Source organism: Limibacillus sp. MBR-115 (assembly GCF_040549425.1).
GTDB classification, from domain to species: domain Bacteria; phylum Pseudomonadota; class Alphaproteobacteria; order Kiloniellales; family CECT-8803; genus Limibacillus; species Limibacillus halophilus.
On record NZ_JBEPTJ010000002.1, the window covers coordinates 252638 to 265495 of the forward strand.

Below are 12858 nucleotides of genomic sequence, written 5' to 3' on the forward strand. Positions count from 1 at the left end.
CCCAGACAATAAGGGAGCGGTTCTAAGCGGCCAATCCAGCCTAGTGCTAGAAAAGCTACCGAATAGAAACCCGAAAAGAGACGCTGCGTAAAGCAAATAGAGAGAAAGTAAGAATTGTTCCGACTAGTGCGCCCCCGGAGCAACAGATTGCACACAATTGCTCCGGGGATGTTGTCGAATGGTTAAAGACTAGGTTCGGTCAGATGTTTTCCTCGACCCAAGCGAGCAGCTGTTGTTTGGGAAGCGCGCCGACTTTGGTGGCGGCAACCTGACCATTCTTGAAAAGCATCAAGGTTGGAATCCCACGGACTCCGTACTTCTGCGGAGTTTGCGGATTGTCATCAATATTCAGCTTGGCAATCGTCACGGCGCCCTGCTTCTCTGCGGCGATCTCTTCGAGGGCCGGACCAATCGATTTGCAAGGCCCGCACCATTCGGCCCAGAAATCAACGATCACCGGACCTTCTGCTTTCAGAACGTCCTGATCGAAACTGGTATCGCTAATCTTCGTGGTGCTCATCTGGCACTCCTTTCTGGTGGGTCGTTCTTCTTATTGTCGGGCCTTGTTAGCGACCCGCCTCGCCTTCCATATAGAAATCCATACCCACGAGCGTCAAGGAGCGTGCTCGAGAAGTCTGGCTTGCGTCAATTGCATCAGACGCGGTCCTTCCGTCCAAAGCAACGCGCAGCGAACATCCTTGTCCGGGTAAATTTTCAGCAGCAATGCGCGATAGCTCGCCATCTGGTGCAGGTAAACTCTCGGCACGTCGGCCTCGGTCTTGGCGGCGGGCCGGTTGGATTTATAGTCGATGATCAAGACTTCGCTGTCCGTCACCACCAGCCTATCGATCCGCGCGGAAATGACATCATGCGTGCCATCCGATTTTTCGATCCAGCCTGTGACCGGCACCTCCGCACGACTGCCAGGTCCGAAAACCGCCGCAAACGCCGGCGCGGCGATGACCGCCAGCGTCTCCGCCAGCAGCGCTTCGGCGTCTTCCGTCGACAGCCCGTGAAGCGGCTGTTGAAGGAAGGCCAGTCCACGGACCCGGCGTTGCTCTTCTGGCAAGTCGGGCAAGGTCTGTAACAGCCTATGCACCAGCAATCCGCGCTTGAAGCGACTTGTTTCGTCTGTGCCAAGCGGCGAGATTACCGCCGGTTCGATCTCGCTTGGACGCGAGGGCGCCAAAGGCCGTGACGGACTCGATTCCTTCTGAGGCTTCCGCAGCGCCCAATCTGGTAAAGCAACAGGACGACTTCTAACAGTGGTACCGGCGTCTGTCTTTGGCGCGGCCTGCTGGTCCGACGAGACCGCAAGCCCGGGACCACGCCACCCGTTCTCTCCCAGAAATTCAGAGAAATCGAACTCCTGTTGGACTGCGGGTGGGTCCATCGCCTCCAGGCCCGCTTTTACAAGATCATACCAGGGCTCTCGGCGATTGTTCTGCTTGCCCTTGTAGCCGCAAACGATAAGCCTGTCCTCGGCGCGGGTCATTGCCACGTAAAGCAAGCGACGACGCTCCTCCAGGGATTCGGTCTCTTTGTCCGCCAGGAGTGCAGCGCTGAGGGCGCTGCGTTGCTTGCTAGCGCCCGGCAATAGACAAAGTGGCGGTTCATTACCGCCCTTGGTCGCTCCCTCCAGCCAAAGCAGGCTGCGATCATGCTTGTCGGACCCAAAGGTGTCCGGCAGGAAGACCACTGGCGCCTGCAGCCCCTTGGCCGCATGCACGGTCATGATTCTGACGACGCCTTGGGACTGTTCCAGGTCGCGCTTGATTTCGCGCCCGTCGGCGTTCAGCCAGTGCAGCAATCCCTGTAAGCTCGGAGCGTGTTGGCGACTGTACTCCAAAGCCAGCGCAAGAAACTCGTCCAGCGGGTCATTAGCCTCCGGCCCAAGGCGCGCAAGAATCTGCCGGCGCCCCTGATTCGCGCTCAAGAGGCCCTGATAGAGTTCGTAGGGATCGAGATGATCGACCTTTCCCAGTTGCTCGGACAAAAATTCGAACGCGACCGCAAAGGCCGGATCGTCATCCTTGCGGGCCGCCAGCGCGCGCCATAGGCTGCCCTTACGCGCCCAACAAAGCTCGGCAAGCTGTTGCTCGTCAAAGTTCACTAACGGGCCTTTCAAGACCGTCGCCAGTGTCAGATCGTCCTCCGGCAACAGGAGGAAGTTGCCGAAAGCGACGAGATCCATGATCGGCAACTGTTCCATGAGGCGCATTCGATCAACACCGGCCACCGGCACATCACGGGATTTCAGGGCGCGAACCAACTCTGAAACAAAAGCGTTGCGCCGCTGGACCAGAACCATGAAATCGCCGGGGCGTAGTCGGCGATCGCGCGCTGCCAACCGACAAGCCGGATCCGATTTTCCAGCGGGGTCGCGGGTCCAATAGTGGATCTTCGCCGCGATCAGTTCGGCCAAGCGGGTACGGGGCAGTCTGCGCTCCTGCGGCACCAGAGGCGGAGCCCAGGGATCCAGGGGCGTTTCCTCTTCGGGTTCGACAGGTGGCCAGAGCTCGACGCTTCCCGCTTGACCCGCGCGATAGGCCTTATGAGGCCGCCATTTTTCGTCGAAACTGACGCCTTGTTCCATGCCGTCCCGGTCGAACACGGCGTCAACCGCATCAAGGATCGGTTGGGTTGAGCGAAAGGACATATCCAACGTCAGGCTCGCAAACGGCCGCTCCGCCTCACGGGCACGCTGCTCGTAAGTTCGGTTCTTCTCGGAGAACAATCTGGGCGCAGCCCCCTGAAAGCCGAAGATCGATTGCTTCGGATCGCCGACGACGAATAGGCTGCGCGGCGGGAGCTCACCCGAGCTGCGATCTTCCGAAGCACCCATGCCCGTGAAGAACTCTTCGATCAATCCCTCAATTACCTGCCACTGCGGCGGGCTGGTATCCTGCGCTTCATCGACCAAGACATGATCAATGCCGCCGTCCAGCTTGTAATGAACCCAGGAAGAGACACCCGGGCGATCAAGCAGGTCGCGTACCAGCAGGATCATATCGTCATAGTCCAGCGCAACGGCTGCGCGTTTGGCGCGCTGATAGGCTTCCGTCATGTGCCAGCCGAGCCTCAACAAAGCCGCTGTCTGCACGGCTTCTCCCAACGCTGCCGCCCGCTGTCGGACTGCTATCAGCCGAGCCGCTTCGGTCTGCGCCACCTCCAACAGCTCCGGATGAGCTTCATGGAGCGCCTTGGTCAGGAGACTCTTCCTCGGTTCCCCATCCTTGGTGAGAAAAAGAACGCAGTACCCGGCAATAGATTGCGGATCGAGATGCCCGCCGGCCAACCAGTCGGCAAGGGCAGCGCCCCGAGTCTGCTCCGATGGGGTGCCGTTGCCATAGGCTTCGGCGAGCCGGGTCAAGCCCGCCCGGTTAAAGTTACCCTCGGCGCCCGCCTCGGCCACCAACGCTTCTTGCGTGAGATCAGGCGTGAGGTCGAGACGCCGATAGATTTCGACCACGGCATGCTCCAGGCCGCCGAAGCCTTCCACCATTAAGCGGAGCCGGTCCTTATGCGATGTCACCCCCGACAACAGCTTGGCAAAATCCTCCTCGCCCAACCCGCCCGCCAGGTAATGCAGCGCTTGGTGGAGGTCAAAAGCCCAGGGTTCAGACGCGGGCGCGGCGCGATAAACGGCCTCCAGCACCTCCTCGCGCGCACGCGCCAGCAGTTCCTGGGCGCTGCGTTCATCGAGTGCCTCGAAGTTCGGCGTAATCCCCGCCTCCAACGGAAAACGACTCAGGATCGATTGGCAAAAGCTATGGATGGTCTGAATTTTAAGGCCGCCTGGGGCATCCAGCATCTGCGCAAAAAGACTGCGCGCCCTGGCCGTTTCCTCCGGGAGCGGAAACCGGCCCAGAAGCTTCTCCAATGACAGCTCAAGATCACCCAGCGATGCCGCCGTCCAGGAGGAAAGCCGACCCGCGATGCGCTTTTCCATTTCCGCTGCGGCAGCTTTGGTGAAGGTTAGACAAAGCAAGCGGGTCGGCGACGATCCAGCCAGCAATAGCCGTAAGACCCGATCACTCAGGACTTGGGTCTTGCCACTGCCGGCGGAGGCACCAACCCATACCGACAACGTTGGGTCAGCGCCCACTTTCTGGTTCGCGCTGGTCTTGTCGTAGGCTGCTTTCGTCGCGCCTTGGAGTGACTGGCTCATGCTAGCCTTCTCCACCGTCGGCGGCCCACTCTTTGATGCGGGCTAGATGGGCATAATCGTTGAAGCGCAGATCAAAGCCCGGCCGCGGTCGGGCCAGAAAAGGGCTGTCCGGATCAGCATATGCAAGCACAAATGAGACCAGGCGCTGACGCGTTTCGGCCACCAGGGCTTCGTCTATAGGGATCGATGTCTCGCTTCCCTTCGTCCCGCCGCCCGACAGATGCCAATAGGCCAGTTCTTCGACCTTTTGGCCCTGCAAGCCCGCGAAACCGTCGGCCTCTGCCATAATCGCCTCCAACAGAAGCTGCGGTGCACGTCCCTCCAAGACCTCTTTCTTGTTCGGTGGCGTCCCAGTCTTGTAGTCGAGAATCGCCAGGGAACCGTTTTTCAACGTCTCGATGCGGTCGGCCTTGCCGTACAACGAAAAACCGTCTGCCTCCTTGAGTTCAAGGCTCCCTCGCAGCTCTGCATGAATCCCCAGGGTTGCGGACCGCCGTTGCTTTTCCTGCTCAACAACCCATTCGAGGATGCGCTGCAATCGCGGCTCCCAGTAAGCCGCCAAAGCCGGCCTGCGCTGCAACTTGTCGAGGAGCAATCCCATCCGCTGCTCCAATTCCGCTTCCACATTCTCCGGAAGGGCCTTCGGATAATCTCTGGTGAAACCTTCAAGAAGTTCGTGAATCAAGGTGCCGCGTTCTGCGGCGCCCGGCTCCGCATCAAGGTCGTCGAGCTTGCGCAATCCCAGCACAGAGCCCGCATAGAAGGCGTAAGGGTCGCGCAACCATCGTTCGATGGCCGTAACGGAAGCCTTGCGGGGTCTGCGCTCGGCGGGTGGTCTCGGCGCCGGCGGCGGCGCTGGCGTGACGCTTTCTGGGGCGTCCAACGCCTCGGCCCAGTTCAGCCATTGAGCAGCATCCCTGGTCAATAGGTCCGCCGGTACGTCCAAAGCCGCCAGCAGGGTATCCAACCGCAGCAGCCAGCGCGAGGGAACCGTCGGCGTCCCCCCGACGCGCTCGGAGCGGGTCAAAAAAACTTCCGAGGCGTTCATCGCCTGGGCGAAATCGTGTGCGGATAGCCCGATCGACTGGTCGGCGGACGGTAACCCGAAGGCTGCGCGCATGGGCCGGCTCATCCAGGGGCCCGGATCGGCATCCCCCGGCCAGGTCCCCTCGTTCAGGCCGCCTAGGATCAACCGATCCGCCCTTTGCAGGCGCGCTTCCATCGGGCCCCAGATAAACAATCGCGGGTGCAGGCCGTAACGCGGACGAACAGTTTGCCCCTGCAGCAGTGTATCGAAGACCTCCGCATAGTCCCTGACGCGCACCTCGCCATAGAGGTGCGCGGCCTCCAGCATCTGGCGCAAGAAGGTCGCGGCGACCTCACCGTCATCGCCCTTCCAAAGTTGATCCGGCCCGCTTAGGTCGTCGCTGCGTGCCAAAGCCTCTGCCAAGGCCGTGTGATCCTTCAACAGGAGTTCAAGCGGCTGCTTGGCGGGGCGGACCCGTTGAATCGGCTCCAGAAGTTTGCAGAGCCCGGCAAACCAAGTCTCTAGCTTGCGAAGCTCGGCAATCTCCTTTTCGCCGCCCTCGGCAATCGCCAGAGCGAGAGCATCATCGAGCAAACCCTTTAGCTGCGGCAGGCTGGCCGCTGGGAGCGGTCCGCGCAACACCAGCCTCTCGAAGCTGCGAACGCGTTTGCGAAATCCAGCCGGTGCCATGCCCGCCGCGGCCCTGGGGTGCTTCAGCACCGCCAGAAGCAAAAGCGGCGACGGCCCCTCTGCCAGCAGACGTCCGACCAACCGCAGGTAAGCGCCGACTGGTGTGCCGCCGAGCGGCCGTCCTGCGGAATCATCGATCTTGATACCCCAACGATCCAGCTCCACCGCCACCCGCCGTGCCAGATCACGATCCGGCGTCACGAGCGCAGCCGTACGGCCCTCTTCCTCCAACACTTGACGCAAAGCCAATGCTGCCACTATCGCTTCTTCCCGAAGGCCGGGACAGTCGATGCGCTGGACGCGCGTGAAGGCGCGTCCGACATTCTCGGCTTCAAAGCGGACTCCCTTGTCAATCCAGCGGTGGGTCAGTTCCGCAGGGGAGAGGCTCAGGTTTACGACTTGGCTTCGCCCGTAAGGCTCACCACCCACGGAAGCACCGTTCCATACCTGTACGTCCGTACGTGCAACACCCAGCCCTTTCAAAAGCTTGGCCATTCCAAACTGCGGATGGCTTGGATCCTTGGATATGGTCTCCCATGTCTCGGCCTCACAATCGATGTCCAGACCCGGCAGCACGACCTCACCTTCCGGCAAGCCCTGGATCACTGACAGCAAATCGGCCGTCGCGGGAATGCTTCCCGTGGAACCCGCTGCGATGACGGGGTGCCGGGGTGGATTGCGGCGCCATGCTTTGGCTTGCCACTCAAGAAGGCGCCGTCTTCTTGCCGCCGCCCCGATGGAACCAGCTTCCTTTTCGATTTCCGGCCAGAACTGGGTTACGATCTCCAGGAACCGCAAGGTCGCCTGCCAATGATCCGCATGCTCCTCCGGCACCAATTGAGACAACCTCGAAAAATCGAGCCCTTCGGTCTCAACCTGATCCAGCAGGCGGCCAAGTTCTGCGGCCAGCATTAGGTCCTGCGCATCACTTCCACCGCTTTGGCCCCCACCAGCGATACCAGCACGCCACCGCGCAACAAGCCGCGCCAAATGGAACTGTCTAGCCAACGGCGACATGGCCGGTGGTAAAGTCGTTTCCGCCTCTGGATCGAGACCCAACGGGTCTGTCAGGGTCAACTCCTCCTCATCGAGATCGCCCAGCGGCAGAAGGCGGGGAAGTAAGCGTGGCCGGTTTTCGGAAACCCGGAGAAAGGCTTCCTGCAAGCTTCGACAGGCTCTGCGTGTCGGCAGCAGCAGCAAGACATCGGCAAGCCTTTCGGGGTGCTTCGCAAAGCGCGCGCTCAGCCCCAATGCCAGCGTATCCGCAAAGGGCTGTTCTGGCGGCAGCGTGAAGACATTGGGGCGCGTTTTTTCGTCGCTCATGTCGTCCCTATCTGAGAACGATGGGAAAGTCTCGGGAGTCAAACAGCTCCTCGGTTTCCTTCAGGCTTCCAGGTGTGCCGATATGGAACCACTCGCCATCGTGACGCAGCCCAAACAGCGTCTCGGACTCCGCCGCACGATCATAGATTCGATTGAGCGAGAAGGGTCCTTCAGGAGCACCTTCGAACAGGCGCGGATGTAGAATTTGAATGCCTGCGAAAACAAACGGCGCCACCTCCTCGGGCGAGCGGCGCAAAAGACGTCCGTCAGCCGCAAGAAAGAAATCACCCTTACCCTCATACCCGACCGCATATGGTGTCGAGTGGACAAGCAGCAGCGCGTCCATTTGCCGTGCCTCCCATGCATCGGCCAGCCGGTGCAGCGCTTGCTGATAACCATTCAGCCACAGCACGTCGCCATTGATCACAAAAAACGGCTCATCGCCCAATAGCGGCAGGGCCTTAGCGACACCACCACCGGTTTCCAGGACTATTTCACGCTCCCAAGAGAATCGAATCTTGGGTTTCTTGCGATCGCTTAGACGTTGCTCGATTTGCTCTCCGAGGTGGTGGAGGTTGATGACGGCCTCTTCGACACCGGCTTCGGCCAGGCGGTCGAGGATGCGTTCCAAAAGACTGCGACCTTGAACCGGCAGCAACGGTTTGGGAGTCTTGTCGGTCAAAGGGCGCATGCGTAGGCCGTACCCGGCCGCCAGAACCATTGCGCGCTTAGGCCTCATAGTCTCAATCTCCTTCGTGTTTTCTTTCATTATCGGTTCATGCGCCTTCATCGAGGGAGGCCCAGCGATCCTTCCAGGTGTTGGCCCCATAGAGGCTGATCCGCCGACCGGCGGGAGCGCTTGTGGACGGCGCAACCTCCAGCAGAATCCGAAGGGCCGTCGTTGGCAACAATCCTGCCAACCGTTCAGGCCATTCGATGAGGCTGATACCGCTGGCCAACGCATCCTCAAAATCAAGCTCCCAGACCTCTTCCGCCTCCTCGATCCGATAAAGGTCAAAGTGCCATACAAGTCCGGGCTTGCGCTGATACTGCTGGACAAGGGTAAAGGTCGGGCTCGGCACCTCCTCTGCGCAGGGTTGCCCGGACTCGTCGGGCAATGCATTGATAAAGGCACGCGCCAGGGCCGTTTTCCCCGCACCCAGATCGCCGAAGAGCGCAAAGACATCGCCAGGCGCCGCCAGGCGCGCCAACCGCTTTGCAAAGGCAACCGTCGCCGCTTCGTCGGGTAGCTGCTCTTGATGGATTGCGGTGTCGCTCGGATCGATCATAGCCTCTTTTATCCCTTGATCGGTGGCCCCTGCAATGAATAGGGAAGAAAGCCCAGGGCGACAGAGTCACGGTTGATGCCGCCGTGACAGCGCGACCTGTCGCCGCAAGACTTGCAAAGCCCTGAATCGCTCCGCATCCTAGCCTATCGCATAGCATCAGCATCGACTTTCGACCAGAAACAAAGGAACAGCCAGGATGAGCAACGTCCAGGAAGGTGAAGTCGCTATCATCGGCGCAGGACCGGTGGGCCTCTTCGCAGTGTTTGAACTGGGAATGCTCAAGATCACGGCGCATGTGATCGATGCGTTGGACGGTCCTGGCGGCCAATGCTCCGCTCTGTATCCGGAAAAACCGATCTACGATATTCCTGCCCACCCGGAGATCATGGCTGCCGATCTCATCGGAAAGCTAGCCGAGCAGGCCGTACCCTTCGCCCCCGTTTATCACTATGGGCAGCAAGTGGTGGGCCTGGAGCAGCAGACTGATGGACGCTGGCTCCTGGAAACTTCCAAAGGGACTCGGCTTCTTGTCAAAGCCGTCATGATCGCTGGTGGCGTCGGGGCTTTCGGGCCGAATCGCCCCCCACTGGCGGGGATCGAGTGTTACGAGAACGCGGGGCCCGGACTAGGCGTGCGCTACATGGTCACCCAGCGCGAAAACTATCGCGGTAAGCGCATCGTGATTGCCGGCGGCGGCGATTCGGCCGTCGACTGGGCACTTTCCTTGGCCGAACTGGCCGAGAAGGTATATGTCGTCCACCGCCGCCCAAAGTTCCGGGCCGCGCCTGAGAGCGTTGCCCGTTTGAACCAACTCGCCGAACAAGGGTCAGTGGTTGAGATGGTCATCCCCTATCAGCTCCGAGGGCTCCAGGGCGATGGCAGTCTACTGGAAGCCGTGATCGTCGCGGATTTGGCGGGCAACGAACGCCGCTTGGATGCGGATGTCCTGCTGCCTTTCTTTGGTCTCTCGATGAACCTGGGCCCAATCGCCGACTGGGGCCTTACGCTGGAGCACGGCCACATCACTGTGACGCCCGAAACCTGCCAGACCAACTTGCAGGGCGTCTACGCCATCGGCGATATCGCCGACTATCCTGGCAAGCTAAAATTGATCCTGTGCGGATTCTCAGAAGCCGCTATGGCCGCTCACGCAATCCGCAGCCAACTTCATCCAGATGAAGAGCTGCATTGGGAGTATTCAACGACCAAGGGCGTACCGGGCGAGTAACGCACGACAACCGGCGCAATCTCTTGCCTTTACTCTTGTGTTGCTTTCCAGGCCTCGTAACGCTTGCGGGTTTCCTCGTTCGGCGGATAAAGCCCGGGAAGTTTGGCGCCAGCCTTAACCTCGGAAAGCAACCAGGCTTCCAAGAGTTCCTGCTCCGCTCCGGCCTCGATAACCTGGGCAACCATAGCCTTGGGGATCAGCACGGCGCCATCGCCATCAGCCACGATCACATCGCCCGGAAAGATCGCAACGCCGCCACAGGCTATTGGCTCCTGCCATCCAACAAAGGTCAGGCCCGCTATGGAAGGCGGCGCCGCAATGCCACGGCACCAGACAGCCAAACCGCTGCTGACCACGCCCTCGCCGTCGCGGAGTACACCGTCTGTCACAAGCGCGGCCACGCCGCGCACGGCCATGCGCGCGCAGAGGATATCGCCAAACACGCCCGCATCGTCGACGCCCATGGCATCGATCACCACTACGGCGCCGTCCGGCATCTCTTCGATCGCGGCGCGGGTCGAACGCGGGGACGACCAGCTTTCCGGCGTCGCCAAGTCCTCGCGCATCGGCACGAATCGCATCGTGAAGGCCTCACCGACAATGCGACCTTGATCTTCCATCAAGGGCAACGGGCCGCGCAGGTAATTGTTCCGCAAACCTTTTTTTAGCAGAACCGTCGTCAGGGTCGCTGTTGAAATGCGCGTCAACTGATCGCGCTGATCGGCTGTTAAGGTCACGGTCTCAGCCATCGCCACTCTCCCTGTGGTCCATGAAATTCAATGGCGCGACTTTGCAACAAAAGACCGCCGGTTGAAAGGCCGCGGATTCCCTCTGTCGTCTTATTCTTGCCCCTGGCCTGTCGGCCCCCTTTCCGCTAGACCTTGATGGTATGGCAAGACGTGATGACGATAAGAGCAAGGGCCGCCAAACGCGACGAACGACCGGGACTAAACGGCCCGGCGGCGGACGTTCCACGTCGCGTCGAGCGCCCCAAGCCTCTGGGCGCGGTCAGCCGCGAAAGAAGAGCAAGCAAAAGCGCGGCTTGACGCTTGGCCGGGCGCTGCGCTGGCTGATTGTGCTGGGAGTTTGGTGCGCTGTCGGCCTAGGTGGGTTGCTGGCTTACTATGCTTACGATCTTCCCGACGTGTCGCGGATGGCCGTGCTTGAGCGCCAGCCTGCCGTCACTCTGCTGGCAAAAGACGGCTCCATCCTGGCGGCCTCCGGCCAATTGACCGGCGAGGCTTTACGGGTCGAGGAACTCCCTCCGCACCTGCCTCAGGCCGTACTGGCGATCGAAGACCGGCGATTTTACGAACATCCAGGCCTGGATCTTCTGGGGCTGGCGCGCGCAATGTTGACGAACCTGCAGGCAGGGCGGCTTGTTCAAGGCGGCTCCACTATCTCCCAGCAGCTTGCCAAGAATCTGTTTCTCTCACCTGAGCGCTCCCTGAAGCGAAAGGTACAGGAGCTTATGCTCGCGTTCTGGCTGGAACGAAAGTTTTCCAAGGACCAGATTCTGACGCTTTATCTGAACCGCGTGTACCTGGGCGCAAGCGCCTATGGCGTCGACGCTGCCGCACGCCGCTACTTCGGAAAATCCGCTACCGAGGTGACGCTTTATGAGTCGGCAATGTTGGCGGGACTACTCAAAGCGCCCTCCCGATTGTCGCCGACCAGCGATGCCGGCGCGGCGGATGCTCGGACAAAAGTCGTTCTGAATGCGATGGTCGAGGCCGGGTTCATCACCCAGGCCGAAGCGGTCGAAGCCCACAAGAACAAAAGCCGCAAACTTTCACGCCAAAGTCTGCGCGCGCGCTATTTCACCGATTGGGTCATTGGCGAGGTGCGTAATTTTGTTGGTTTCCCCGACCGCGACCTGATCGTGCAAACGACGCTGGACCCACGGCTACAGGGCCTGGCGGAACGCGCTGTGGAAAGCGCCTTGAAGGGGGCAAGCGGTGATCGCGGTGTCCAGCAGGCCGCATTGGTTTCGCTGACACCAGATGGCGCCGTCAGGGCAATGGTTGGCGGCCGCGATTATCAGGAAAGTCAGTTCAACCGAGCGACCCAAGCCCTGCGTCAGCCAGGGTCTGCCTTTAAGACCTTTGTGTTTCTTGCCGCCTTCGAGAAGGGGTGGCACCCGGACGCGCAGATCCTCGACGCGCCGGTGACCATCGGCAAATGGTCGCCGGAGAACTACGACGAGCGGTATCGCGGCGAAATCACCTTGAGAGAGGCCTATGCCTTGTCGCTGAACACGGCAACCGTCCGCCTTTCCCAGGCCGTTGGCGTGCGCAATGTGGCTGCCCAGGCCCAGAAAATGGGCATAACCACACCCTTGACCAGCGACGCGTCACTGGCGCTTGGAACGTCAGAGGTGACACTTATCGAGTTGACAGGCGCCTATGCTGCGCTGGCAAACAATGGGTTCGGAGCGTGGGCGTACGGTATTGTCGAGGTGCGTGACACAAACGGCCACGTTCTTTTCAGGCATGATGAGCAACCAACCGAGCGCTTGATCGACGAACAGGCCCTAGCCAAAGCGGCCGATGTCATGCGGGCAACCGTCGAGTGGGGTACGGGCAAGGCCGCACGAATAGACCGACCGGTCGCTGGAAAAACTGGGACCAGTCAGGATTTCCGTGACGCTTGGTTCATCGGCTATACGCGCGATCTCGTGACCGGTGTTTGGTTCGGCAACGACGACGGCAAGCCGATGAAGCGGGTTTCAGGGGGTAGCTTGCCAGCGACAACCTGGGCAGCCTTTATGAAGCCCGCATCCGAGGGGGCGCCGGGCGGCGCCCTGCCGGGCAGCGAAATCGCTATTGCACCTTCTGCGCCAAGCGCCCGGGACGACCAATCCGGCGACTCAAGCGTCGGCGGTTTCATCGGCCGCTTGCTGCAGGATTTGAGAGGTGGGTCCGCGGGAGCCAAGAGCAGCAACAACTCAGGATCCAATGTTTCGCGGGAGAACAAGACCTTCGGCAAGACGCCGGATCGCTAAAGAATCCGTTACAACCTTTTGAATGCTGCAGCGCGGCAACTGGACTTGCGCGCGCTTTTTAGTATGTTAGCGAGCAGATGAACCGACGCGCCACCCTGGCGTGCGTGTGCTGTCCCTCTCTTTACA

At 60.5% G+C, this 12858-nt stretch carries 8 protein-coding genes; 2 read left to right on the forward strand and 6 right to left on the reverse strand.

Going from position 1 to position 12858, the window contains the following annotated elements; all coding sequences use genetic code 11:
• Positions 1-199 precede the first annotated feature (199 nt).
• From trxA to tsaE, 5 genes are all read right to left on the reverse strand, one after another.
• Positions 200-520, reverse strand: a complete 321-nt coding sequence (gene trxA, locus ABIE63_RS04815; RefSeq protein ID WP_183414833.1) for a thioredoxin TrxA — start codon at positions 518-520, stop codon at positions 200-202.
• 93 nt (positions 521-613) lie between these two features.
• Entirely contained in the window at positions 614-4171 is a 3558-nt protein-coding gene (gene addA / locus ABIE63_RS04820; protein ID WP_354503282.1) for a double-strand break repair helicase AddA, read from the reverse strand.
• A 1-nt stretch (position 4172) separates the two neighbouring features.
• Positions 4173-7211 (reverse strand): double-strand break repair protein AddB, encoded by a 3039-nt coding sequence (gene addB, locus ABIE63_RS04825; RefSeq protein WP_354503284.1) that lies wholly within the window; start codon positions 7209-7211, stop codon positions 4173-4175.
• 7 nt (positions 7212-7218) lie between these two features.
• Positions 7219-7950, reverse strand: coding sequence for a nucleotidyltransferase family protein (locus ABIE63_RS04830; protein WP_354503286.1), 732 nt, complete (start codon positions 7948-7950; stop codon positions 7219-7221).
• Between the two features lie 37 nt (positions 7951-7987).
• A complete protein-coding gene (gene tsaE / locus ABIE63_RS04835) occupies positions 7988-8500 on the reverse strand; it encodes a tRNA (adenosine(37)-N6)-threonylcarbamoyltransferase complex ATPase subunit type 1 TsaE (RefSeq protein ID WP_183414837.1) in 513 nt (170 codons plus the stop codon).
• 196 nt (positions 8501-8696) lie between these two features.
• Here tsaE and ABIE63_RS04840 point away from each other — a divergent pair, with 196 nt between their 5' ends.
• Positions 8697-9728: an NAD(P)/FAD-dependent oxidoreductase gene (locus tag ABIE63_RS04840; protein ID WP_354503289.1), complete on the forward strand. Its 1032-nt coding sequence runs from the start codon at positions 8697-8699 to the stop codon at positions 9726-9728.
• Positions 9729-9757: 29 nt separating this feature from the next.
• On the opposite strand, the gene ABIE63_RS04845 is transcribed toward ABIE63_RS04840, so the two are convergent.
• Positions 9758-10477 carry a ribonuclease activity regulator RraA gene (locus ABIE63_RS04845; RefSeq protein ID WP_183414839.1) on the reverse strand — a complete coding sequence of 240 codons (720 nt, stop codon included), beginning with the start codon at positions 10475-10477 and terminating at the stop codon, positions 9758-9760.
• Between the two features lie 140 nt (positions 10478-10617).
• Here ABIE63_RS04845 and ABIE63_RS04850 point away from each other — a divergent pair, with 140 nt between their 5' ends.
• A complete protein-coding gene (locus tag ABIE63_RS04850) occupies positions 10618-12732 on the forward strand; it encodes a penicillin-binding protein 1A (RefSeq protein WP_354503291.1) in 2115 nt (704 codons plus the stop codon).
• Positions 12733-12858 lie beyond the last annotated feature (126 nt).

Bases quoted from the DNA above. Each gene is read 5' to 3' on its own strand.
- addA (WP_354503282.1), bottom strand. From the start codon at position 4,171: ATGAGCCAGTCACTCCAAGGCGCGACGAAAGCAGCCTACGACAAGACC.
- ABIE63_RS04840 (WP_354503289.1), top strand. From the start codon at position 8,697: ATGAGCAACGTCCAGGAAGGTGAAGTCGCTATCATCGGCGCAGGACCG.
- tsaE (WP_183414837.1), bottom strand. From the start codon at position 8,500: ATGATCGATCCGAGCGACACCGCAATCCATCAAGAGCAGCTACCCGAC.
- ABIE63_RS04845 (WP_183414839.1), bottom strand. From the start codon at position 10,477: ATGGCTGAGACCGTGACCTTAACAGCCGATCAGCGCGATCAGTTGACG.
- ABIE63_RS04850 (WP_354503291.1), top strand. From the start codon at position 10,618: ATGGCAAGACGTGATGACGATAAGAGCAAGGGCCGCCAAACGCGACGA.
- addB (WP_354503284.1), bottom strand. From the start codon at position 7,211: ATGAGCGACGAAAAAACGCGCCCCAATGTCTTCACGCTGCCGCCAGAA.
- trxA (WP_183414833.1), bottom strand. From the start codon at position 520: ATGAGCACCACGAAGATTAGCGATACCAGTTTCGATCAGGACGTTCTG.
- ABIE63_RS04830 (WP_354503286.1), bottom strand. From the start codon at position 7,950: ATGAGGCCTAAGCGCGCAATGGTTCTGGCGGCCGGGTACGGCCTACGC.